Annotated in this window: 19 protein-coding genes and 1 pseudogene; 9 read left to right on the top strand and 11 right to left on the bottom strand. The window is 34.6% G+C overall.

The features are described from left to right. Positions 1–80: 80 nt before the first annotated feature. From J2W95_RS12890 to J2W95_RS12910, 5 genes are all read left to right on the top strand, one after another. Positions 81–752: a YiiX family permuted papain-like enzyme gene (locus tag J2W95_RS12890; RefSeq protein WP_310007624.1), complete on the top strand. Its 672-nt coding sequence runs from the start codon at positions 81–83 to the stop codon at positions 750–752. Positions 753–755: 3 nt separating this feature from the next. Further along, complete coding sequence (locus J2W95_RS12895) at positions 756–1052, top strand: winged helix-turn-helix domain-containing protein (RefSeq protein WP_310007626.1); 297 nt, start codon at positions 756–758, stop codon at positions 1050–1052. Positions 1053–1128: 76 nt separating this feature from the next. Beyond that, positions 1129–2499, top strand: coding sequence for a cell envelope integrity protein CreD (gene creD / locus J2W95_RS12900; RefSeq protein WP_310007628.1), 1371 nt, complete (start codon positions 1129–1131; stop codon positions 2497–2499). Between the two features lie 791 nt (positions 2500–3290). Further along, positions 3291–3473, top strand: a complete 183-nt coding sequence (locus J2W95_RS12905) for a hypothetical protein (RefSeq protein ID WP_310007630.1) — start codon at positions 3291–3293, stop codon at positions 3471–3473. Then, positions 3466–4017 (top strand): Smr/MutS family protein, encoded by a 552-nt coding sequence (locus tag J2W95_RS12910; RefSeq protein WP_310007632.1) that lies wholly within the window; start codon positions 3466–3468, stop codon positions 4015–4017. The genes J2W95_RS12905 and J2W95_RS12910 overlap by 8 nt, the downstream gene beginning before the upstream one ends. A gap of 74 nt (positions 4018–4091) precedes the next feature. On the opposite strand, the gene J2W95_RS12915 is transcribed toward J2W95_RS12910, so the two are convergent. Then, positions 4092–5042, bottom strand: coding sequence for a hypothetical protein (locus J2W95_RS12915; RefSeq protein WP_310007634.1), 951 nt, complete (start codon positions 5040–5042; stop codon positions 4092–4094). A gap of 239 nt (positions 5043–5281) precedes the next feature. On the opposite strand from J2W95_RS12915, the gene J2W95_RS12920 reads away from it, so the two are divergent. Both J2W95_RS12920 and J2W95_RS12925 read left to right on the top strand, forming a co-directional pair. Beyond that, the gene (locus J2W95_RS12920) at positions 5282–6205 is read left to right on the top strand and encodes an EamA family transporter (protein ID WP_310007636.1); all 924 of its coding nucleotides are present in this window, start codon (positions 5282–5284) and stop codon (positions 6203–6205) included. 2 nt (positions 6206–6207) lie between these two features. Then, positions 6208–7329 (top strand): cysteine desulfurase family protein, encoded by a 1122-nt coding sequence (locus J2W95_RS12925; protein ID WP_310007638.1) that lies wholly within the window; start codon positions 6208–6210, stop codon positions 7327–7329. A gap of 1 nt (position 7330) precedes the next feature. Here the strand turns inward: J2W95_RS12925 and J2W95_RS12930 are convergent, their stop codons facing one another. From J2W95_RS12930 to J2W95_RS12945, 4 genes are all read right to left on the bottom strand, one after another. After that, positions 7331–8302: an MlaD family protein gene (locus J2W95_RS12930; protein WP_310007640.1), complete on the bottom strand. Its 972-nt coding sequence runs from the start codon at positions 8300–8302 to the stop codon at positions 7331–7333. 8 nt (positions 8303–8310) lie between these two features. Continuing rightward, the gene (locus J2W95_RS12935) at positions 8311–9075 is read right to left on the bottom strand and encodes an ABC transporter ATP-binding protein (protein WP_310007642.1); all 765 of its coding nucleotides are present in this window, start codon (positions 9073–9075) and stop codon (positions 8311–8313) included. Beyond that, complete coding sequence (locus tag J2W95_RS12940) at positions 9068–9850, bottom strand: MlaE family ABC transporter permease (RefSeq protein ID WP_310007644.1); 783 nt, start codon at positions 9848–9850, stop codon at positions 9068–9070. The genes J2W95_RS12935 and J2W95_RS12940 overlap by 8 nt, the downstream gene beginning before the upstream one ends. Positions 9851–10157: 307 nt before the next feature. Beyond that, positions 10158–10847: an aspartate/glutamate racemase family protein gene (locus J2W95_RS12945; RefSeq protein ID WP_310007646.1), complete on the bottom strand. Its 690-nt coding sequence runs from the start codon at positions 10845–10847 to the stop codon at positions 10158–10160. A 199-nt stretch (positions 10848–11046) separates the two neighbouring features. Between J2W95_RS12945 and J2W95_RS12950 the strand changes: the two genes are divergently transcribed. Beyond that, on the top strand, positions 11047–13758 hold the full coding sequence (locus J2W95_RS12950; RefSeq protein ID WP_310007647.1) for a M16 family metallopeptidase: 2712 nt from the start codon (positions 11047–11049) through the stop codon (positions 13756–13758). 201 nt (positions 13759–13959) lie between these two features. Continuing rightward, positions 13960–15345: a class II fumarate hydratase gene (gene fumC, locus J2W95_RS12955; protein ID WP_310007649.1), complete on the top strand. Its 1386-nt coding sequence runs from the start codon at positions 13960–13962 to the stop codon at positions 15343–15345. A gap of 76 nt (positions 15346–15421) precedes the next feature. Here fumC and J2W95_RS12960 read toward each other — a convergent pair whose 3' ends face one another. The 6 genes and pseudogenes from J2W95_RS12960 to J2W95_RS12985 form a co-directional block, all read right to left on the bottom strand. Further along, positions 15422–16624 (bottom strand): NAD(P)-dependent oxidoreductase, encoded by a 1203-nt coding sequence (locus J2W95_RS12960; RefSeq protein ID WP_310007652.1) that lies wholly within the window; start codon positions 16622–16624, stop codon positions 15422–15424. A 262-nt stretch (positions 16625–16886) separates the two neighbouring features. Next, positions 16887–17237 (bottom strand): hypothetical protein, encoded by a 351-nt coding sequence (locus J2W95_RS12965; RefSeq protein WP_310007654.1) that lies wholly within the window; start codon positions 17235–17237, stop codon positions 16887–16889. Positions 17238–17282: 45 nt separating this feature from the next. Next, a pseudogene (locus tag J2W95_RS12970) lies at positions 17283–17386 on the bottom strand (IS1595 family transposase); the annotation flags it as partial. A gap of 182 nt (positions 17387–17568) precedes the next feature. Next, positions 17569–18804, bottom strand: coding sequence for a T9SS type B sorting domain-containing protein (locus J2W95_RS12975; protein ID WP_310007656.1), 1236 nt, complete (start codon positions 18802–18804; stop codon positions 17569–17571). Between the two features lie 56 nt (positions 18805–18860). After that, positions 18861–23774: a tail fiber domain-containing protein gene (locus J2W95_RS12980; RefSeq protein ID WP_310007658.1), complete on the bottom strand. Its 4914-nt coding sequence runs from the start codon at positions 23772–23774 to the stop codon at positions 18861–18863. Positions 23775–24319: 545 nt separating this feature from the next. Further along, a partial coding sequence (locus tag J2W95_RS12985; RefSeq protein WP_310007661.1) for a DUF7507 domain-containing protein occupies positions 24320–26498 on the bottom strand: 2179 nt, incomplete at its 5' end.

Below are 26498 nucleotides of genomic sequence, written 5' to 3' on the forward strand. Positions count from 1 at the left end.
AATTAAGATTGCAGTTTGCAGAAATTAGATTGCAAATTTTTAGATTAGCAAAGAATAGTATGGAACCAAAAAGAGCGTATATGAAAAAAACAAAATATATTTTTGCCATAATTACCTTTCTTATGAGTTTTGGATGTGCTTTATTCATTGCTAATTCAATGTTTGGGAATATACTTTTTGGTTCTCGACCAGTTTCTATTTTAGATAAAATTAAAGAAGGTGACATGATTTTTCAAACGTCCCAATCTAAACAATGTGAAGCGATAAGAATAGCAACAAATTCCAAATTTTCCCATTGTGGTATTGTATTTATTGAAAAAGGTGAAAAATATGTTTTTGAAGCGGTACAACCCGTAAAATATACACCACTTGAAACTTGGATTAGACATGGAAAAGAGAATCAATTTGTGGTCACCAGAATAAAAAATGCATCGACACTTTTAAATATTGAAACTTTACAAAAGATGAAAAACTATGCAAAAAGATTCAATAACAAAGACTACGACCTTTATTTTGAATGGTCTGATGATAAAATATATTGTTCAGAATTGATTTGGAAAATATATAAGAATGGAGCAGGAATTGAATTATGTCCTCTTCAGAAATTAAAAGATTTTAATCTAAAAGATACTCGAGTAAAAGCTATATTAGCCGAAAGGTACGGAAATAAAATACCGCTTGATGAGAGCGTAATAGCTCCATCAAATCTGGAAAAATCCAAAATAGTAACAACCATAATTGACACTTACTAAGACTTGAAAAACATTATCCAAAATATAAATAAAGCATTTGACCACCGCATACGACTTGGAATCATGTCGGTTTTGATGGTCAATGAATCGGCAGATTTCAGTACACTCAAGGAATTATTAGGTGTTACCGACGGTAATTTGGCAAGTCATACCAAAGCCTTAGAGCTGGAAAATTACATCGCCATTGAAAAGCAATTCATAGGAAAAAAACCTAATACAAGCTACAGGACCACAAAAGATGGTCGCAAAGCATTCCAAAGTCATATTGATGCACTCGAAAAATTAATACAGAAACGATAATATTTTTTTTGCATTACAACTTTGAAATACAAAGTACTTTATAATTAAATCGAAATAACTTTAATCAACAAAAAACATGGAAACTCAAGAAAATCAAAACCCTGCCCCTATCACCTTTTTCCAATCTATTTTTCAATCCACTACTGCGAAAATGTTAATGGTAGGATTCTTGACTCTTATTTTACTAATACCCTTGGAATTTGTCAAAAGTTTGATTCAAGAACGTTCAATTCGTCAAGAAGAAGTCATCTCTGAAATCAATGACAAATGGGGCGAAAGTGTCTATTTTTATGGCCCAATACTAAAAGTTCCTTACATCATTTTTGAAGAAACACTGTCCATTAACCAAAAGACTAATGAGACAGTAAAACAACAAAAAGCAATTACCAAATACGCCTATTTCTTCCCCGAAGATTTGAAAGCCAAATCCAATGTCACCACCAAATTGCTCAATAGAAACAACTACGAGTCGGTGGTGTACAGTTCAAAAATGAATTTTGAAGGAAACTATATTCAACCTGATTTTAGCAGTAAAAATATTCCAACAGAAAATATTCAATGGAACAAAGCCACCATTTTGATAAAAACCACCAATTTAAAAAGTATCAAAGACGAAGTAAAAATCAATCTTGGCGGCAATAAATGGACATTTGAACCTGTTTACAGCAATAACTTAAACGATTCGACACAAGCTTTGGAAACTGGTTTTATAGACTTAAAAAATGTTTTAAAAAGTGACAAAACCAACTTTGGCTTCAACATCACCTACAACGGAAGCAAACAAATAAAAATGGTTCCTATTGGTAAAACCACGCAGCTAAGCATGCAGTCCAACTGGGCTTCACCTAGCTTTACAGGGAATTTCCTTCCAGATGACAAAACAAAGAAAATTGACAATAAAGGTTTTGTGGCCAATTGGAAAATCCTCCATATCAATAGAGCCTTTTCTCAGCAATTCTTCGAGGTTTTACCCGACTTGGGTACCTATGCTTTTGGCGTTGACTTTGTGATTCCAGTTAACCAGTATCAACAGAATGAAAGAGCAGCAAAATATGGTTTTCTTGTAATTGGATTGACGTTTCTGGTTTTCTTTTTAATCCAATCCATCAGTAAAATCAAGATTCATATCTTTCAGTACACGATGATCGGGCTGGCCCTGATTTTATTTTACACTCTGCTCATTTCCATCACCGAACATAGCAGCTTCACAAAAGCCTATCTCATCGCAGCAACAGCAGTCATTGTATTGATATCGCTCTACTCAGTTTCAATACTAAAAGGTAACAAATTCCCCTTGTTTATCGCAGCATCACTCACTGGATTGTACACCTTTATCTATGTCATCATACAATTGGAAAACTACGCCTTATTAGTGGGAAGCATTGGTTTGTTTGTTATCCTTGCAGCGGTAATGTACTTTTCAAGAAAAATTGATTGGAATAAATAAAGTAAAGTAATTAGGAGCTATTTACTTCCTCAGTTCGCTTTAATAAGAGCTTTTTATTATTCATCAAAATCTCTTGTCTGCATCTTTTAAAACACTAAAAGCCACAAAATAATTGATTATTATTTGTGGCTTTTTATTTTTTTGTGTTGTGATTCCATCTTCTGTGTGGCTCAGTCTAAGGAATCCTTTTGAATTGTACTTTGCAAAGCTGACGACAAACTGAATTTAACACTATTCAATTCTTCCTCATTTTAATCATGATTTTTTCTCTCGTGATTTTGATTTATTTTATTTGCAAAGGAGATTAGCAGTATCAAAAGTAAGATTCCTGCAACGATACCTAATTGTAATATTAAATGCATTGGGGGTCATTTTTAAGTTAGACTTTCAAATTTTTATTAGCATTTGTGAAAGTAAAAAGAATAGATTTTTAAATTCTAAAAAAACTCATAACTAACACAAATGAACCAATACTTCAAAGTTAAAAAAAAACAGTTTATATCAAAATATTATCGACGAAATACATCTTTTCTGTATAAATACACAGATTAATCTTATGATAAATACAAACCATTAAGACATCTATTTTAATCAATTCTCTTTTCTTACATTATACAAAATGACATTAAGAAATAACTTAAAGTATTTTTTTATCAAAAACTTACTTATGCTTAAATAGCAATCTGATTGTAGATTTTATTACAAATTTTTAATCTCTAGCCATCACAACACTTTTTTTTCGCCTCAATAAGTCAAAAAGTTTAGTATTTTTGAAAACTGAAAATGTAGCTATGAAAAAATTTACGATTTTGCTGATGGTTTTAGCCATTGGAATTGCGTTGTATGAGCAGACGAATGCCGAGAAAAATGTCTATGTGATGGTTGTTGCCATAGTCATTTTTATGATGGGAATGATGAAATTAAGCAGTAAGACTCCAAGTAAAAATCAAGATAAAGAAGACGAGAATGTTTAATAAAGGAGATAAAGTTTCAGTGCTGGATGAAGCTGTTGATGGTGTAGTTATGTCAGTCAAAGACAAAGTGGTTACTATTGAAACGGCGGATGGTTTTGTTATGAATTTTAATGCCAATGAACTTATTAAGATTGGAGAATCTGCCAACTTGATGGAGGCCATAAAAGGCTTTAATATCAATGAAGTTACAAAAGAAAAAGAAATTCCCAAACCAAGAAGTTTTGTAAAAGAAAAAAAAGACAAACACGAATTGCCTGTTCCAGAGTTTGATTTACATATCGAAAAATTGGTACCCAACAAACGTGGAATGTCAAATTATGATATTTTGACTTTGCAGTCCGAAACTGCCAAGCGCCATATTGAATTTGCAATTCGCAATCGGATTCCAAAAATTGTTTTCATTCACGGTGTGGGTGAAGGCGTCTTGAAAGCCGAATTGGATTTTCTATTTGGACGCTATGACAATATTGTTTTTCAAGATGCCAATTATCAAAAATACGGTGCGGGAGCAACCGAAGTATATTTTAAGCAGAACAATAAATAAGAATCTTTTTAACTCCATAAAAAAACGTCAATGCTATAATTTAAGCATTGACGTTTTTTTATTTCAGTAATCTTTTATGGTTTTATGGTTTGCAATTCACCGTATTTATAACTGGTTCCCAATTGAAAATTATTATTGTCTTTTTCGAGAGTTACATTTTTAAGAACTATAACATGCTTAAAAGTGTTTGGACCACTTGTTGTAGTTGTAACCTCTATGACACCTCCTTCTTTCCCTAACCATGTTTGATTAACAGTAGGCAATAATGGATCTGTAGTTTGGCAAAAATAAGATGGTGGTACAACACCATTAAATAAACGATAAACCAATTTATTTTTAACAACTCCTACCGCTCCTGTTCTTGGTGAATTAACTGGTGTAACTTCATTTGCAATTAATGCTGGATCAATGTTTAGGGTAAAAGATTCACTATCACTAAAATCATATACTTGGCCATTATTAGAGCAGATTTGTAAAAGTCCATTAAAACCAAAAGGCAATGGATCAACTGTTTTCAAGTAGTCACCAAAAACCAAGGTTTCATAAAACTGTGTTGTTCCATCTTCTTTTTTGAAAGTGATGTTTTTTAAAACAATGTTATTATTGTAGCCAGTTATTCGGGTACTGTTATTGGTTTCATCCAACTTTTTAACAGCAGTCGTAGTAATTTCGACAACTCCTGATGAAGCATTCCATTGCTTATTTATAGTAGGAGTCGCTGGTGGAATTAAATCACATATATTTCCAATAGAAACTTTACCATTATAAAAATTATATACCACCTGATTTGTTGCATCAACATTTATTTTTATTGGGTCATTCACATCAGTTGGATCATTAGCAAAAGTTTCTTCCGGAATATTCAAAATTAAGGCTTCGCCTTCTTTAAGTTTAAAAAGAAGATCATTCTCTGAACAGCTACTTGTCGCAACATCAGCAAAATCAATAGTATCCACTACCAAATCACCATCATCACAGCCCATAAAAGTGAATACACAAATCAAAATTCCTAAAAATCGTTTCATTATTTTTTATTTTGAACAAAAATAGAATTTTTAATTTGTTTCTTAAACTTTAGTAGCTAAAAACGTATTGTTTTCTAGAAAAAGAGTTGCTGAGAAGCAAAGTATCTAATAGACTAAGTTAGTCTGTTCCTAAAACATCAAATAAACCAATTATCTTCATTTTTCAGATTCTTAGCAACTTATTAAAGACAACAATTCACTACAGAAATCCTTATCTTTGTGACGAATTTTACTTTTCGATGAAAAAATACAAATACTATTTCGCAGCTTTTTCAGCATTTTTTATCTGGGGCTTCTTTAGTCTAGCTCTAAAACCTATTTCTAGTTATCCTTCTTTGGATATTTTATTCTATCGCGTATTTTTCAGTGTACTGACGATGACCGTAATAAATCTTGTTTTTAGGCAAAAAAATATTCGCAAAAATTGGAATGATTTCTCAGCAATGCCTTCAAAAAAGAAAAGAAATATTATTACTTTAACCTTGGTTGGAGCTATGATTTTGGCTTCCAATTGGTTTATTTTCATTTATGTTGTCAATCATGTGAGTGTAAAAGCAGGGTCTCTTGCTTACTTGATTTGCCCAATTTTGACAACTGTTTTTGCATTCTTTTTGCTTCACGAAAAATTGAGTAAATGGCAATGGCTAGCGGTTTCCATAAGTGTTGTAAGCTGTGTTTTATTGTCTCTAAATCATTTTCAGGACATTTTTTATAGTTTGATAGTAGCGGCAACTTACGCATTGTATTTAGTCAGTCAACGTAAGAATAGTGAGCTTGACAAGTTTCTGGTTTTGAATATACAGTTGCTTTTTATTGCTTTTATAATCTTGCCTTTCTATCCAAAATACAGTGGTGCAATTCCAACAGAACCATTGTTTTATACTTGTTTATTTTGCATTGTTGTATTTTTTACGATTGTTCCACTTTTCTTAAATTTGTATGCTTTAAAAGGCATCAACTCATCGACTGTAGGTATTCTGATGTACATCAATCCGATAATCAATTTTACCTTGGCTATTTTTTACTTTAGAGAGCAAGTTACTTTGCTACAAATGTTTTCTTATTCTTTAATTTTGATATCCATCATTGTTTTCAATAAGAACATAATTTTTGGCAAAAAACACAAATCCCAAGTAATTGCCGAGGGTTCAAAATCTATTTAAAAATGAAAAAAGTATATCTTGATAACGCTTCCACTACTCCACTTCATCCCGAGGTGATATTGGAAATGACCAAAATATTAACCGAAGATTATGGCAATCCTTCCTCTACGCATAGTTTGGGTCGCAATGCCAAAAGCATTCTTGAACTTTCTAGAAAATCAATCGCAAAGCAAATAAACGCTACCGCAGCCGAAATCATTTTTACTTCCTGTGGCACCGAAGCTAATAACTGGATTATGCGTTCGGCTGTAAAAGATTTGAAAGTTACTCGCATTATCACAAGCAAAATAGAGCATCACGCAGTATTGCATACTGCCATTGCTCTACAAAATGAATATGCAATTCAAGTAGACTATGTAAAAGTAAAACCCAATGGCGAAGTAGATTTAACTCATTTAGTTGAATTATTATCCGAAGAAAAAAAGACTTTGGTTTCCTTAATGCATGTCAATAATGAAACGGGAACTATTTTGGATCTTGACAGAGTAAGTCAAATTTGTCATGAACATCATGCTTTATTCCATTCGGACACAGTACAATCCATTGGAAAAACCAAAATTGATTTACAACATACCCCTGTCGATTTTATTGTGGCAAGTGCTCATAAATTTCACGGCCCAAAAGGAGTTGGTTTTGCTTTTGTTCGAAAAAATGCAGGACTACAACCTTTGTTTTTTGGTGGAGAACAAGAAAAAGGACAGCGTCCCGGAACCGAAGCAATACATCAAGTTGCAGGAATGTCAAAAGCCTTGGAACTTTCTTATCAAAATCTTGAAACCGAAAGCCAATACATTGCATCATTAAAAAACTATGCTATCGAAAGACTAAAAACAGATTTTCCAGGATTTAAAATCAATGGAGAAAATACGTTTTATAATTTGCTAAATGTTCTTTTACCTTTTGAAGAAAGTAAAATTTCTATGCTTTTATTTCATTTAGACATGAAAGGTATTGCTGTTTCCAGAGGCAGTGCCTGTCAATCAGGAAGTATTAGACCTTCACACGTGTTAGCAGAGATGTTATCGACTGAAGATTTAAAAAAACCAAGCATCCGAATTTCTTTCAGTCATTTTAATACCAAAGAAGATATTGATTTATTGATGGAAGGATTGAAAAGTATCTAAATTAATTGGCTTTCTGTTTCGCCTTTTCCTGTTTTTTGAAATAGCCACGCAATAAAAAACTATGTTTCATTGCTTCAAGATCTTCATTTAGGAGGATAGTCGCTTTATTTAAGTTTGTCATGGTGGAATCTATTTTTTTGACCAAATTTGGATCATTGGACAAGTAATTAATAGCTCCATTTCCGTTTTTAATATTCAAAACTGTGGCGTTTAAGTTGGTCACAACTTTATTTATCTCTTGGCTTGATTGATCCAAGTTGGTTACGATAGTTCTTATTTTTTGTGCAATGACTGGATCATTCAATACTCCTATTACGCTATTTTTGTCTCCCAAAGCCATAACCGTTTTATTAAGATTTTCTACGATTTCAGTTGTCCCTTTACTTGTTATTTTTAAGTAATTCATGGTTTGCTTCAAATCGGATGCCATAATAGTGTCATTCAACAAGGTTCCTAATGAACCTTTTCCTTGAGTAATTTCTTTGGTAATTCTAAGCAGATCGGCTGTGAGTAAAGCTGCATTTTTATTCGTAACACTTAGCGTACTCAACAAATCATCAGTCCGTATACGATTCACGGACTGTATTATGTCTCCTGGCTCAATTTGAGATTGGTTTCCTTTTCCTGGAGCAATATTGATTACCATACTTCCCACCAATCCATCTGAACCAATACTAGCCAAAGCATCTTTTTTGATATGCGGGAACATTGATTTATCGATAATCATGTCAACATTAATAGTCGTATCATTAACCATCTCAATTCCTCTAACCGTCCCAATATTGATACCTGAATACCGAACATTATTCCCTAATTGCAATCCATTTACATTGCTAAAAACAGCTGTTAGGTGATCCGTAGTTCCAAACATTTTTTGCTTATTACCAATAAAATAAACAACAAGAATGAAGAGTGCCAATCCCGTTATGACAAAAATTCCTAATTTTATTTTTTCTGAATCCGTTTTTTCCATTTCTATACTTATTTAAAGAAAGCTTGCACTTTGGGATCTTTGGATGTTGACAAACTCTCAAAATTCCCCTCAGCATAATTTATTCCGTCAATTAATAAAATCATTCGGTTAGAAATCATTCTGGCACAATCGACATCGTGCGTTATAATTATGGATGACGTATTGTATTTTTTTTGAACAGACATCATGAGCATCAGAATTTCCTTTGAGGTAATTGGATCTAATCCCGTTGTGGGCTCGTCATACAGGATAATTTTTGGTTTCAAAATCAAAGTTCTAGCTAAGGCAATTCTACGTTTCATCCCCCCCGAAAGTTCATTAGGCATAAGGTTTATTGTATTGGCCAAACCCACGCTTTCTAATGCTTCCATAACCAATGGGGTTGTGTCTTGAATGTTTCCGAATTTTTGGGTGTGTCGCCGCAAAGGAAATTCCAAATTTTCACGAACCGACATCGAGTCATACAAAGCGCTCCCCTGAAAAAGAAAACCAACCTCGGTTCGAAGTTCATCCAAAGCTTGACGAGAAAGCTGTTTGATATCCTGTTCCATCACCTCAATACTGCCTTCGTCTGGTTCTTCCAATCCAATTAGACATTTAATCATCACAGACTTACCTGATCCAGATTTTCCCATGACCACCAAATTTTCTCCTGGAAATAGTTCTAAATTAAATCCATCCAAAACAATGTTCTTCCCAAAACTCTTTTTCAAATCTTTGATGATCACAATGGCTTTCTTATTTTTTTCATTTGGCTCCATAGTGCTAGACATCGTAAAAAACATTAGAAACAAAAACAGCCATGAAATCGATAATAAAAAGCAACATAGAGGACAAAACTACAGCCGAATTTGCCGCCAGTCCTACTCCTGCCGTCCCTTTTTTACAATAATACCCTTTAAAACAGCCTACTAATCCGATGGCAAAGCCGAAGAAAAAAGACTTAATCGTTGAAGGTATAACATCAAAAAATTCGAGATGATTAAAAACCTGGGTGAAATACAATAATAGCGAAACCTCCCCCTTTAAATTTTCGACTAAAAAAGAGCCCACAAGTGCTACTGCATCTCCTATAAAAACCAATATTGGTAACATCAAAGTTGTAGCTAATATTCGGGTAACCACTAAATATTTGAAGGGATTTGTTCCGGAAACTTCCATGGCATCAATCTGCTCAGTCACACGCATAGAACCCAATTCGGCACCAATCCCAGAACCTATTCGTCCTGCGCAAATCAAAGCGGTTATGATAGGACCAATTTCTCTAATAATAGAAACACTTACCATGGCAGGAATCCAAGAAACAGCCCCAAATTGTTGTAAAGTAGGTCTTGATTGTAGTGTAAATACCAGTCCTATAATAAATCCCGTAACCCCAACAAGAAGCAGGGAACGATTCCCCATATTATAGCATTGTCTAAGAAATTCTTTGAATTCTAATGGACGTTTGAATACTTCTTTGAAAAAACGACCCGCAAAATCAGACAGCTCGCCAATTTGTATAAGAAAATCTTTGAATACTTCTATAATTCTAAAAACATTATTCATTTGGTTTATGAATTAATTTTTAACACGAATCGTACTCAAATATACGAATATTACATTGATTTTCTATGGATTATAAGTTACAAAATGAATTATGCGTGGAATTTATTTACTTTTTATTGGTCGCATAATTTTAGATTCAATTAAAAAATAAATCCAATTCAATCCTTTATAAAAAATGAATATTTCACTATCGAATTTAAGCATTTTTCACAGATTCAACCATATAATCAACAACACAACAGCAATTTACACAAATAAAAAAAGCCCTGAATTTAGGCTTTTAAAATGATATTCTAATATGTAAACATTAACTCAAGGCAAATGCAACTGCAGCATTAGAATGAATCAAAGTGGTATCAAAAATTGGAACCTTCACCATTTCTTGTTTTACTAATAATGGGATTTCTGTGCAGCCTAGGATAATTCCTTCGGCTCCATTATCGATGAGTTTTTCGATAATAGAAAGGTATCGTGCCTTGGTACTTTCCAGAATTAATCCTTTTCCCAATTCATTAAAAATAGTATCGTGTATAAAATCTCTATCGTCATCTTCCGGTATTATGGCTTCAATATCAAGAGCTGATAATTTGTCTTTGAAAAAATCCAATTCCATCGTAAACTTTGTTCCAAGAAGACCCACTTTTTTGATGTTCTTTTTTTGGACTACTTTGGCGGTTTCGGTGGCAATGTGTATTAAAGGTAAATCAACGCTTTCTTGAATTCTATCGGCGATAAGATGCATAGTATTAGCACAAAGAACTATTGCTTCTGCTCCGCAATTTTTTAAGTTCTGGCAGGCTTTTGACAACATATTGAATGTCGTTTCCCAGTCGTTGTTTTCATTATTTCTTTTGATATCATTATAGTTGAAAGAATAAATCATGCATTCTGCAAAATTAACTCCGCCTAACTCTTTATTGATTCCCTCATTAATAAACTTATAATAATCCGCTGTTGACACCCAACTGATACCACCTATGAGACCTAATTTTTTCATGTCTTTTTATTTTATTCAAACCCGTGGGATAATTATAATTAATTCCTAAATTTATCATGGTAAACACTTTATAAAATTAAAAAATAATATTAAAATACAGTAAATACAATAAAAGCTTTCTTAAAATTATCAAAACAAATGATTATTCTTTCATAAAAAAATATATTTTTACAATATAAACTTACAACAAACACAAAAAATGAAAAAATTAATTCTTGCTATTTTATTTGTTGCCTTTAGTATTACAAATTCATTTTCCCAAGAAGCTACTTTTGTCACTTCGGTGGAAGGTATAAAAGAATATAGCTTACCTAATGGATTGAAAATTTTGTTAATTCCAGACGCCGCACAATCAAATGTGATTGTAAATATTGTTTATGGTGTTGGTTCTCGTCACGAAGGATATGGAGAATCGGGTATGGCACATTTGCTGGAACATATGTTATTCAAACGCTCCGCAAAATTTACTGACATCAAAAAAACGATTGCCGATAAAGGTGCACAAGCCAATGGTACAACCTCATATGACCGCACCAACTATTATGAAGTTCTGCCGGCCACAGATGAAAATCTGAAATGGGCTCTAGAAATGGAATCGGATAGAATGGTGACTTCTGGCATACTTCAATCAGATTTGGATACAGAATTCAGTGTTGTCCGAAATGAGTTTGAAATGGGAGAAAATGACCCTTCAGGAGTACTAAATGAACGAATTCTTTCCACTGCCTATTTATGGCATAATTATGGAAAATCACCAATCGGTAGCAAAGACGATATCGAGCGAGTTCCTGCAAGTCGTCTTAAAGTATTTTATCAAAAGTATTACCAACCCAATAATGCAACCCTCATTATAGGCGGAAAATTTGATGAGAAAAAAACACTTTCCTGGATTAAAGAATACTTTGCCTCAATTCCAAAATCAAAAACCGAAATCGAAAAAACTTATACCGTAGAACCAGTTCAAGACGGGGAACGATTTGTCGAACTTAAAAGAAACGGAGATCTTCAATACATTGGAATAGCCTATCACACTCCAAGTTTTTCAGACAAAGAGTTTGCTGCCAATGATGCATTGATTTCAATATTGACCAACAACCCTTCAGGCATTTTGTATAAAACATTGGTAGAAACCAAATTATCTACAGGAGTCTATGGCTCTGCTCAAGCTTTAAAAGATCCTTCATACAGTTATTTTGCCTGTGAAATTGCCAAAGACAAAGACATCAACACGGTTCAAAAAGCCTTTTTGGAAACCATGAATAATGTTCCTAAAATGACTTTTACGGAAGATGATCTTAAACGTGCCAAAAATGAATTGCTGAAACAGTTTGAAAACACTTATAATAAAACCCTTAACTTATCAGTTGCCATGACAGAATTCATAGGAGCTGGTGATTGGCGGTTGTTTTTTATAAACCGAGACAATATAGAAGCCTTGACAATTACCGATATTCAAAACGCAGCCAAAAAATACTATTTGCAAAGCAATAGAACTTGGGGACGTTTCATTCCGGAAGCAACTAGCGAAAGAACCAAAGTAAGCGACACCAAAGATATAACAGCTCTTGTAAATGGATACAAAGGAAAAGCAATGGAGGCCAATACCGATACCTTTGAAGCCTCAGTTTCTAATATTATAAAGTCTACTGAAGAAGGAAAATTAGCATCGGGAGGAAAATATGCTTTACTTGAAAAACCAGCCAAAGGGAATAAAATTGAAGGCCGATTATTATTAAGAATGGGAGATGAAAAATCATTGAGCCAAAAATCAATGATTGCGAGTTTAACGGCAAGTATGCTAAAATTAGGTACTAAAACCAGAAGCAAAAAAGATATTAACGATCAGCTTGACCAATATAAAATAAACTTAAGTATTCAAGGTTCTGTCAATGGTTTATATGTCAGAATCAGTACAGACAAAGCTAATTTAAGCAATACCTTAAACTTGGTACAAGATATTTTAAGAAATCCTTCTTTTGATGCTGCCGAATTTGAAAAACTTAAACTGGAAACCAAAAATGGATTGGAAGCCAACAGAAATGAACCTCAAGCTGTTGCCAGTGAAGAATTAACAAAGCTGACTTCGATGTATCCAAAAACACATCCGTATTATTCAGAAACTACAGATGAGAGTTTAGCGACTTTGAATAAGATAACTCTTGAAGATGTTAAAAATTATTATGCAACCTTTTATGGTGGGTCTAACAGTATATCCTCATTTGTTGGAGGAATTGATAAGGATACCATTAAAAAATTCTTGAGCAGTACTTTTGACAACTGGAATTCAAAAATTACTTATAAAAGAATTCCAACTCAATATTTTGATGTAAAATCAAGTGATAAAACTATTCAAATAAATGATAAAACAAATGCCTTTTTAATTGGTAAAATAAATTTGAATATAGGTGAAAAAAGTCCAGATTATCCTGCTTTAGAAATTGCTAACGAGTTATTGGGTGGAGGAACTTTCATGTCCTCTAGAATTCCGCAACGTTTGCGTGAAACAGAAGGATTAAGTTATGGTGCCGCTTCTTTTTTTCAGGCAAATGCAATTGACCCTACATCAGATTGGGGAGTTTATGCCATTTATAATCCAACAATGAAGGATAAATTGACAACTGCCCTTAATGAAGAAATCCAAAAAGCAATTAGCAAAGGTTTCACCAAAGAAGAATTTGACAGTTCCATAAAATCTTGGTTACAAAACAGACAAACGATGATTGGAGTTGATGAGTTCTTGGTTCGTGAACTAAGAGAAAATATGGATTCAGGCAAAACATTCAAAGATTACGAGGATTTTGAAACTAAAGTTAAAAACTTAGATGTTCAAAAAGTAAATACTGCTATGACAAAATATTTTGATCCAAAGAAACTAGTGATTGTTCAAGCTGGAGATTTTGTAAAAAAATAAATTTAGAAGTTACCAAGAACTAAAGTCTAAAATAAAAACAAACTTTAGCTTATTAAATAAGATCCAAATTATCACAAAAGGTATTGAGCAGTCAATACCTTTTTTTATGATTCGAACTGATTTTATAAATAAAAAAAGAAGTAACTTTATTATAGAAGAAACGATAAAAACATTCTTTTTCAAATACTTAAAATACAAAATATGGACTTTAGAATAGAAAAAGACACTATGGGTGAAGTGCAAGTGCCTGCTGACAGATACTGGGGAGCACAAACCGAACGCTCCCGAAATAATTTCAAGATTGGCTCTCCGGCATCCATGCCTAAAGCTATAATTGAAGGTTTTGCCTATCTCAAAAAAGCAGCAGCATATACCAATTGTGAATTGGGTGTTTTACACGTCGAGAAGCGGGATTACATTGCTTTAGTATGTGATGAAATTCTCGCGGGACGACTTTCCGAAGAGTTTCCACTTGTGATTTGGCAAACGGGTTCTGGTACACAAAGTAATATGAATGTCAATGAAGTCATTGCAAATCGTGCCCAAGTTCTAAAAAGACTCAGCATTACAGAAGATGAACCTTTTATTAAAGCCAATGATGATGTTAATAAATCACAATCATCAAATGATACTTTTCCAACTGCAATGCATATCGCTGCCTATAAAACGGTAGTGGAAAACACCATTCCTAATGTCGAAAAATTAAAAGATACTCTTGAAAAAATGGCAGCCAAATTTCAATCGATTGTCAAAATTGGTCGTACCCATTTGATGGATGCCACTCCCCTAACTTTAGGTCAAGAAATTTCGGGTTATGCGGCACAATTAGATTACGGTTTAAAAGCAGTTAAAAACACTTTGGAACACTTATCCCAAATCGCGTTGGGAGGAACTGCAGTAGGTACAGGATTGAATACTCCAAAAGGTTATGACACAAAAGTTGCCGAATATATTTCAAAATTTACTGGACATCCTTTTGTCACTGCACCAAATAAGTTTGAAGCTCTAGCGGCACACGATGCGATTGTAGAAACCCACGGTGCACTCAAACAATTGGCTGTTTCTTTGAATAAAATAGCCAATGATATTCGAATGTTGGCTTCGGGACCACGCTCCGGAATTGGTGAAATCCTCATTCCCGAAAACGAACCAGGCTCATCTATCATGCCTGGAAAAGTAAACCCTACACAATGCGAAGCACTGACTATGGTTTGCGCTCAAGTGATAGGGAATGACATGGCGATTACCGTTGGGGGAATGCAAGGCCAATACGAATTGAATGTTTTTAAACCAATGATGGCAGCCAACTTTTTGCAATCTGCAGAATTACTTGGAGATGCTTGTCATTCATTCGACATACATTGCGCCCAAGGAATTGAACCCAACTACAAACGCATTCAGGAATTGGTTAATAATTCATTAATGTTGGTTACAGCTCTGAATACCAAAATTGGTTATTATAAATCGGCAGAAATTGCCCAAACCGCACACAAAAATGGCACTACCCTTAAAGAAGAAGCTGTAAGATTGGGCTATGTAACTCCAGAAGAATTTGATGATTGGGTAAAACCCGAAGATATGGTTTAAAATAATGGTTAATTGTTAATGGCTGATGGTTTGAAATTTATTCAAATCCAACAAACTCACAATTAACCATTAATAATTATTTTCCGTCCACGTAGTCCTGTAAATAACTAAAACGCTCAGTTAGTTTTCCTTTTTCAGTCATTTTTGCTCGTTTAAGGATACCGTCTTTATCTCCGTTAAAAAAGGCAGGGATAACGTGTTCTGAGAACATTTCGCCAAAACCTTCACTAGCATCTTTTGGCAATTCGCAAGGTAAATTATCAACAGCCATTACTACAATTGCTGCGGGATGAAAAACATCTACTTCTTTATTTTCGCTAGGTAAATAACCGTACAAAGGTTCTGCAATTGTCGAAGAACGCAACGTACAGGCTACTGGTCCGTTGACGTCACAGGAAATATCAGCCACAATTTTTATCTTACAATCATTGGCCTGAAGCATTTCTTGACTTAAAATTACAGGAGCTCCATTGCCATAAAAATGTCCTGCAATATAAATATCTGAAACTTTGGTAAATCGTTCAAAATCGGAAACATACTCTGATGGATTATCATGAAAATCAGTATAATCAAGTACTTGACCGTCTTTTCTTTTATTATAATCCAAAACATCTATTTGAGTGTAGACAGCTTGGGTATAATTTTTAGTCAAATAATTGTCTGGAGTAACTTCCTTGATTTTCATAGCATCCAAAATTTCTTTGGCACCATTCCCTACTTTTCCAGTTCCTGTTAACACAATTTTCAAAGGAGGCAAAACCAATCTTCTCAAATGTGTAATCAATACATCTTTTCCAGAAAGTGTTTCGGCTTTTGGCATCTTAAACAATTCAAATTTTAAACCAAAAGCACGAAAAGCATTGTAAGTACCAACAATTCCGGCATAACGGCCAAAACCAATTAATCTTCGATTGTGAGAATCTATAATCGTTTCGTGGTCATACAGGTCAATATTTTTTTCTAAAATAGCTTGCAGTAACTTTTTGTTATACGGTTGTTTTTTAATTGTATGAGAAAAAAAGAAATAGGATTTATTAGGAATCAAGTTGTCAACCGGTACTTCTTTCACTCCAAAAAGAACGTCACAATCACTTACATCATTGACAACTTCAATTCCCATACTTTGGTATTGAACATCGGGAAAAATACGAATATCCGAACTTTCTACTTTTACTGTACAATCATGATAAAGTTGCTTTATTTTGGCCAATTCATTTGGTGAGAAAACGACTCTTCTATCTGGTGGATTTTTTCTTTCTTTTATAATTCCGAACTTCATTTTGAATATTTTAAAAATATAACTTTATCGATGTTAATTGTTACAAACATAACAATTATTTTCAAAATAATCCCTATTTACAAAACTATTTCTAAAAGTCAATAAAAGTAGTCTAAACAAACCGCTTGGGCAAAGTTGGAAACCAAATAAGTCACAGAATCTTTGGCGTTAATGTGAGGTTTAACTTTTTTTGTAGTGTATCTGAACTAACACTATTTAAATTAGAAATTAAAATAATTATTTCAAAAACGCAAGCGGAGTTTCACATTTGAAAATTTTCATCATAACTATCCACCACTGATACTCCAATTACACCAACTATAACTAATCCTATTCCAAGCACTAATCCTACAGTTTTTAAAGTGGAAAATTTAGATTCTTTAATTTCTTTTATTTTGGAGATTGAAACATCTTTTCGGATTTTGCCTTCCTTTACAGTTATTGTACTATCATTAACTAATTCCAGTTTTGATTTAACAAATTTTGTGTCCTGACGTATTTTGTAATTTTTTCCAACTACAAGAGAAGAGTCTTTTAAATCTATTGTTTTATAAGAATAACAGCTTTGGAACAGAAAAGAAATAATGATTAAATAAATGATTGCAATTTTCATAATTTTGAGTTTTTAATTAATTTCAATTTGATTTTTCTTTATTATTCATAATCCGGTAATGCCTGCTATTACTAGTCTGTCGAATAATTTTTTTTCAAATATTATCTAATAAACTCATAAACAAACTCTTTCAGATGTAATTGGAGATAGTCTGTATAAACAATGCTTTTATCCAAAAAATAATCTTTACTTCCACACTTATGCACAACATTGATTTTATCTCTTCCGTCCTTAAAATGAAGTATGTAATCTTATTTACTATCGAAATTTGCCATAAAACTGAATAAATTAGTCACTTTTTTTTTAGCAAAAAAACTATCTAACTAAACCATTATCCCCTTTTTAGGTACAAATAACCAGCAAGTTTTCTATAGGATTCGGTTGTGTTTTTTCTGTATTGAATAGTATAAAAATAAGTGTCTTGATTCAGCCTAACTCCATTTCCATATCTTGTATTTCCAGAAGTCTCACCACTGAATACATTCCCGTTTTGATTGTAGCCATAGGTTTCGTAGACTTTATTTCCCCAACGATCAAAAACCATAACTGTATTATCTGGATAATTTTCAATATTTTCAATCGTCAAAACAGCGTTCAAAGGATTACCACCATCAGGAGCCACTGCATTGTAGACGATTAAATCATCACTTGAACTAGAATCGTTAGGTTGCAGATAATCAGGAACGCCGTTTTTATCGCTATCTAGGGCATCATCTGGGATTCCGTTTCTATTCGGATCTGCGTTTTCATCCTTGGTAGGGATTTCATCACCATCATCGTCTGAATCCAAATAATTGGGTATACCATCATTATCTGTATCAGAAGTCAATCCTTCGGCACTATCAAGCAAACCATCGTTATCGCTATCAATAAGTCCAGGCCCACTTGTATCTTTAATAACTCCAATGCCAAGTGCCTGAATTCCTGCTTTCATTCTTCCGCTAAGTGAGGTATTTTCGGTAATGGCAACAGCACCACCATTCCCAAGATTTTCCCAAGCCGTACCGTTCCAACCTACAAGCCGCAATACCCTTTCATCACTAAAGTCACCTCCCGAAAGTAGCGGCATAGAAACTGTTATGGTCAGCCCCTCTCCCGTCCCGCGAATTGCCTGCCAATCCCATTGTCCAACTGTACTGACTGCCAAAACTTGCCCCGTAACCGCAGTTACCGGATGAAGTGCGTTGTCATTAGTTGGGTCGGCAGTGGAAGTGGGATCCCCTGATATCCAAGCTACAGCATAAACATCAGAAGGGTCTGAGGGAGCAGAAATTGACAGGGTACGTAAATCGGTTCCGGAACCCACAGGAAACACAAAGGGTTCAGGCCCGTATTTTTTCACATAACCATTTACGTGGTGATTGTCATCGGTATTTGTATAATTCCCGCTTCCTATTGTCCATGAGAAATAACCTGGTATGGCTGTTCTGGCGGTAACCCAAGGAACACTTGTTCCAAAAGAAACTGGTCCAAAAATTCCAATTTCAGTGCCACTAGCAAGATAGCTTTGTGCCTCAATAAATGATGTCAAAAACAGAAAAATACCAATTATAAACTTATTTTTCATTTTTATATTTTTAGTTAAACCAAAGGTTTAAAGTCAATCTTTACTTTAAAAAAATCCTAATTACTAGCCCTTAAACTTTTTTTCTCTATTAACTGTTTCACCATTTCTTTAAGCTCATCAATTTCTTTTTGTTGTTTATCATTTTTGGCTTTTTCCTGTTCAATTGTTTTTTGCTGTTCTTGGATTGCTTTAGTTAAAACTGGAATCAAAGCAGCATAATTAACAGAAAGTATTTTGTCCTTGTCTGTACCTTCAAACACGACTCCTTTTGAAAATATTTTTTGTAAATCCTGGGCGATAAAACCTATTTCGTGTAAATCATAGCTGTTACTTGCGAGCGTTTTCTTTTTATCATATAAAACAGGATGTAATTTCATCACATCAGCAAGACCATTTTCTACTTTTGTTATGTTCGTTTTAAGACGTTCATCTGATGTACTGGCAAAAGCTCCATTTGAATAAACGGTACCTCTCAGATAAGTAGTGGTCGTATTTGAATCGCCAATAGTTGTCGTATTGGTCCCGTTCCCATTAGCTCTAGCTCCTATAACAATTTCATTTAATGCTCCAGGAACACTTGATGTGGCAAATGCCCCTATATAAATAGAATTCGAAACATTACTACCCGATCCAGCTGAATACCCTATTGCGGTATTATTTTCGCCGCTTGTAATATTATAAAGCGTATTGTATCCTACAGCGGTATTAAATCTGCCTTGTGCCGCCTGTGCAAGTGCATGTTGCCCAAAAGCTGTGTTGTTTGCATTTGCACTTCCATAAGAAGTAACAGATTTAGAACTCACATACAAACCTGTATTGACATTGTTAGAAGCATCTTTTATGGGTTTCAATGTATTATCAACTCCACCTTCTATGACAAGGCCGCTACTCGCACCGCCACCGCCGGAAGATACACTGCCATCAGCCATCAAGAATTGGCTTGCTGTCCCTCCTGGGGTTTTAAAACCGGTCGCCCTAACATAGCCGTTTACCTCCACCTTTTGTGTCAAATTATCAAAATTTATAAATCCGAGATTAAGTATACCTCCTTCTGAGAGTAAGGAAAGATTTGCGGGAGTAAAGAGAGTATTATCTCCAATATAAGTTCTTATATCAAAATACTTAGAACCGTCTTTAAGCTTAGTTTGAAATTCCATAGTCAGAGGATTCTCCAAATCAGCTGTTTTTATAGTTAGAGGAACACTATTAGTGGTTCCTCCTTCTGGCACTATATACAACGATCCCCCGCTATTCGGATCGGCAACGTCCCCAATATAAAATCTTCCAGTATCAGATCCCATACGCCAACGTTCCCTATCATTGGTTTTAAAAATGATATCAAAATTGTTAGTAGATCCAATAAAATTCCCAGTGGTTAATATATTTCCATTAAGAGACCATTGGTTTGAAAATGAACCTATAGATGTGGTACCATCAGCCATAAGAAACTGACTGGAAGTCCCGCTTGGAATTTTAAAACCGGTCGCTCTTACGTTTCCATTTACTTCCACTTTTTCACTTAAACCGGTAAAATCATCTTTCCCCACACTAAGTATCCCTCCTTCGGAAAGCATCGAAATATTTGCAGGAATATTGCTTTGTGTAAAAGCACTTATATCAAAATAATGGGGACCCGTCCCTGCACCAAAAGCTTGAAAGGCCATAATGAGAGGGTCTGAATCATTTGTAATTATCTTAAAAGCATCATTTTTAGACACCTCACTGGTTGTATTTATCCGCAATTTTGTTGGGTTTGAAGTGGCTCCTATATTGACTTGTGCAAGTGAATTATCTATACGCATTCGCTCAATATTGAATGCTTTAAAAACTAAATTCACATTGTTAATACTTCCAATAAAATCGGTGTCAATAATATTATTCCCGTTTTTTGACCAAAGACCAACAGCGGCTCTATTGACAAAAGATGTAGTGGCAATTGAGGTATCATCATCATCAAAAGAAGCAGTTACTGCTTGTGCATTACCCGTAAATACAGGTGAAGCCAATGGAGCATAAGCTGTATTATCATAACTCACAGCAGTGCCAGCCATTCTTACCAATCCCGTACCGTTCAATTGAGTTTGCCCTGCTAATTTGATATTAATGCCCGCATTTATGGCTGCTTGAGTAACGCCAGCCAAAGTTCCAATATTCGCATAAGCATTGCTATCTGTAATTTGAGATGCACCGTTTGTCTTGTCAGCTTTTAAATTCAAAGCGGTCTGTTGTGGTCCTGAAACGGGCTTATTGGCATCACTGGTATTATCTACATTCCCTAAACCAACTTGCTCTTTGGTTACGCCATGTGGATTATTTATATTGGTTGCATGTGCCATAGTGGCATCGGATACTGACTTCAATAAACTAGAAGTTGGTACCAAAGAGGTAGAAGCCGAAATACCAGTGTCCAGTTTTACCATACCTTCTTGAGTAGTTGTAGCTGATGGGTACTGTTTTTCAAGTACCACCCAACAGGTTCCATCAAACTTAATAACATCACCATTCAGAATATTAATTGGTGAAGTAGAACACAAATTGGTGTAAGTTACAGGCACTCCACTAGCAACCGTTACATCACGAGTCCAACCTTTTAGTGCCACTCCCGGTCCTTCAAGTGTAGGTAAGTTTGCAGAAGCATCCCAAACCCCTTGATACAACTGCAAATTAGCAACAGTCTCATCCACATATTTTTTATTCGCTAAATAATCATCTCCTAAAGGTGCTAAACCCGAAGCAACAGGACCTCTAAATACCGTTTCTTCAATACCGGCATTAGTTTGTTCGAATTGATTTCTTAAAACATCAGCAACAAGATAAGCTGAAAACAAAACCGAACCGAGAGAACTTACATTAAAAACTTTTCCAATCCTAACCCCAAAAGGCAAACTGGAAGGATCATGAGTAAAACCTCCTCCGGTGCCTAAAAAAACTGATGCATTTTGTAAATAGGCTGAAGTATCTATATTTTGAGAAATGTACCGCAAGTAAACTTTACATGGAGATCCTGCAGGAACATTATCTATTATTACTCCGTCAAATCGTGCTGAAGTTGATGTACCGGCATCTGAAATGGCTATAGTATTATTATTGGAAGCATCAACACCTGTAATATGAACTGCAACCGGAATGGTAGCACTACCAGAAATTGTTACCCCCGAATTATTTACTGCATCATAATAATCTAACTTCACATCTCCTTCAAGCAACATTCTACTCCAGCCTGTACTTGTTTTCAGGTATTGCCCTTCTTGGGAACTTACCGAAACATCCGTTTGATATACTTGCAATCCTGTGGTTGGAGTACTAATTGCGTTGCGTTGTGCTTCCGTTTGTCTTGGCATCAATATACCTTTGGTTGTGCTTTGTACGTTTAACAAAGCAGTGTTATCATCAGTAGTACTGCCTACCAAAACATTCCCTTTGTCGGTAATACGAACGGCTTCGATATCGACACCAGTTGCTGTTTTTACTTTAAAAGAAAGTTGTCCTTTTCCTTTATCATCACCAGTCTCTGCACTAATACTTGCAGCAGAATAACCAACTCCATTCTCATCGTTTGTAAATTTTAGCGCGTTTATAGGTGCATTTGTTCCTGCTACTTTATTGTTAATGTTTACATCTCCCCCTACAGTCATATTCCCTTCTGGAGCCAAACGAGTGGGATTATCAACATTATTACCAATGAAATCAAGAGTTTTTTCATTGAATATTACTTTACGATTATCTGTTAGTGTACCATCTTTGGTATAAATATTTCCCGCCAAAATAATCTGTGAATCAACATACCCTTTATTAGTAATAGCCAGAGAATCAGTGATACCCCTAGTTATAATGTCTGGAACCGTTGCTGTACCAGTAAAAACAGGTGAATCTAGAGGGGCTTTCAAATCCAATTCTTTCCTCACCGCATCTTCGGATGGGGCTGTAGTAGTATTATTCAGCAGAACCGATTGTGAAACCACATTTGCTTGTGCTTGTGCTACAACAGCATCAACATATTCTTTTGTGGCTATTGTTTTATTATCACTTGCCCCTGTTGGACTTACTGCCCTAGCTACCCCTGTAAACGTTGGAGAATCGATTGGCGCTTTCAAGGCCAAAGCATCGTAAACTGCGTTTTCAGAAGGTGACATAAGAACTTGACCATCTGTTATGTTTTGGTCGACCACCGAGATCTTAGCTTGTCTTATTTCATCATCGACATAGCTCTTGTTGACAATGGAATTTTCTGAAGAAGTTATATTGATTGGTATTGTTTTTGGTGTTCCGGTAAATAATGGTGATTCTGTAGGGGCTTTTTTATTCAATTCAATTTGCAACCCTTGAATATCTGTGATAGTGGCATTATCTCCATCAATTACCAACCCTTTCTCATCATAAGCGATTTTGGTTTTAATACCTGGGATTATTCTAGGATTGCTATCGACTTTCCTGTCTAAGATATTTTCAATAACCGAATAAGGGATGATTTTTAATTCACCTGTTATTTGATCAATAACCACAAAATCCCCCTGCACAGTATCCCCGATACCCAATCCTCTTATCGCAAGTGTATTGATGGCTGTAGTTGTCAAAACTGTGGGCTGTGTTAAATTACCTCCCAGCTTAACTACTCCGTTAACGTTGTTCAAGCCATTATCTGCAGAAAGCAATCCAGAGGCAGTCGATTGACTGACACCGATCCATTTTGTTCCATCGTTATAATAGAATCCCGGTGATAGCCCGGTTGCAGTGGCTGTATTATAAATAATCATACCTGCCACGTGTTCTGGAAGTGGTGCTGGTTCTGAAACATTGATCAACTGTAATCGTGGTAAAAGAAATCCTTTATTTTCAGATTCTATTTCCATAATTGCCGATGAATTGATAACAGTTGGATTATCTCCAATTTTTATTTGGGCGGATACAGCATTGCAAAAAATTAAAAATACAAAGACACTCCACTGTATGTTTTTTGTGATGAGTTTCATTTATTTCAGTTTTATTTGTATTAATATGTAAACCTTTTTTTAAAATAAAATCCTTTCAAATTTTTTATTAAAATTACATTTTTTTTAACACAAAAAAACATTTTAAAGCACTATTTCACAGGTAATTAAAAAACACAAAACTTATATTTCTCAATCAATTATTTATTTTGAAAAAACATTCAACAAATCACTCCTTATATCGAACAAGAACAAAATTATATTTTTAAACTTACTAGTGAGCTCCTGTAAAAACGAAATTAAACAGATAGAAAAATCGGAAATAAAAGATGCCGATCTTCCCAAAAGCGTATTACCGAAAATGAAGCCTTTGGTGAATGAATCACCAAAACTGGCTCCTTCATATATAACGGTCAAATAATCCATATTTTGAGAGGATAAAGACCAATAATAGTTTTCCCTTCTAAGACTTTTTCTAAAACAAAATTTTCAAAAGATTGATTTCAGTATATTCATTTTCAACTTCATGAACAATATCACAAGAATTATATTCAGTTTAAAAATACAGACCAATTAGACCAAGTCCATTAATTTTTAATATACAAATAACCTGTTTTATGGAAACTTTCACCAGTTGAATTCGAATATTTTAAAAGATAGAAGTAGGTTCCGTCAGGCAAGTTAGAATCTTTACCAATAGTTCCTTTTCCTTCAGAAACTCCTTTAAAAACATTTGTAACATTATCATATCCTTTTGTTTCGAAAACTAAAGCGCCCCATCGGTTATAAATTTCTACTGAATTATTAGGATAACATTCAATTCCACTAATAATCAAAGCATCATTGACACCTGGGCTATCATTTGGACTTAGAGCATTATACACTATTATCTCACATCCATTAATTTCAATAACTGTTGGATCATCTCCAAAACCATCATCGTTATCCGATAAATCACTAATTGAATTTCCTTTAGCATCCATAGCTGAAACAATTGCTTGATTTGTTACACTTCCATTCAATAAATCTTGTAATACAAGTGTATAAGTACCTACAAAAGTAACTGAATCTGATTGTCCAGGTGCGAGATCAATTGGCCCTCCCGTTATTATAACTCCTGGTAATAGGTCCGAAATTGTAATGTTTGATAGTGTTACATTACCCGTATTTGTAACTGTATATTTATAGATAATTGTTTCCCCTACTTGTGCTATTCCATCTCCATTGCTATCATTAAATTCAGCTTTATTAATTAATGAGATACTTACAGAATTGCTTAACAGTACTATTGTACAAGAACTACAATTTGGATCAATTGGAGTACATGTTACGCAAGGTGTTGGATCTGTCGAAGTAGCCGTTATTTGAGAACCTACAAAAGGTTTACCTTTAACTAAAGCAAGGTTATCTACCTGACCTGCATCGATATCAGCTTGCGTAATATTATGAATCGCAGTAAAAGTTGAGACATTTGAGGATCCAACACCAAGAATATCTATAGGGCCTCCTGTTACTATTGCATTTATATCTGTAACAATAATTTCAAAAAGCGGAACATTTCCAGTATTTGTAACAACAAAATTATAAAAAACCGAATCTCCCACATTTGTTCGTCCATCTCCATTGTTATCCACATAAGTACCATCTTTAGTTATATTCATACTTGGAGAAGGCGTACCAGCTGTAACTATTATACTTGTTGTCGTTGTATCACAAATTGTTGGATTAGCAACTTGACAAATAGTATACGTTAATGGATATCTTCCTGCTGCTGTTCCAGGAGCTACGGTTATAGTTCCGTCAGGATTTAATGTTAATCCTGACGCTAATGGTAACGAAGTTAAAATAACATCTGCAGGTAAAAATGGTAAACCATTTAAAGTATCATTACCTAATACAGATAAAACTGTCCCTCCTGTAGTACCAATCTCTGGTTCTCTCACATAGGCAACAGCATCTATTGAAGTTACTATAACATTTGTTGTTGCCGTATCACAAATTATTGGATTTGCAACTTGACAAATAGTATAAGTTAATGGATATACTCCTGGTGCTGTTAGTGGCGCAACGCTTATAGTTCCATCAGGATTTAATCTTAATCCTGATGCTAATGGCAACGAAGTTAAAATAACATCGTCTGGTGAAAATAATCGACCATTCAAGGTGTCATTAGCAAATACACTTTGAGTTGTGCCTCCATATGTTCCATTAATTGGTGCTAGTATATCGATTACAGCATCAATTGTATCTGTTGCTCCTGTTACTGTTACTGTTACTGTTACTTTAGCGGTATCACAATTTGACGGGTTTAGTATTTCACAGATCTGGTAATTTATAGTATATATGCCTGCAGCTGTACCTTGAGCCACTGTTACAGAACCATCAGTATTAACCTTTAATTCTTTTGTAGGTACAGAAATGATTGTCACTTGAGAAGGAATTAGTGCAACACAATTTAAAATATCATTGTTTAAAACATTTATACCTGCATCACCTCCACTAAATCCGCTAATTGGAGCTGCTGTATCATCAACAGCATCTATTGCGCCGAAAACAGAAACTATTTGAGTACAAGTTTGAGTGTTGCCCTCTACATCGATTGCTGTCCAAATTACTGTCGTGGTTCCAATATTGAATGTGGTTGGCGCATCATTGGTGATTACCAAATTGGCTCCTGTTGAACAATTATCGGTTGCCGTTGCAGTACCTAAAGACACACCAGTTGCAGTACATAATCCTGCATCGGCTGCTACACTTACATTCGAA

Source organism: Flavobacterium granuli, from assembly GCF_031456055.1.
GTDB lineage: Bacteria > Bacteroidota > Bacteroidia > Flavobacteriales > Flavobacteriaceae > Flavobacterium > Flavobacterium granuli_A.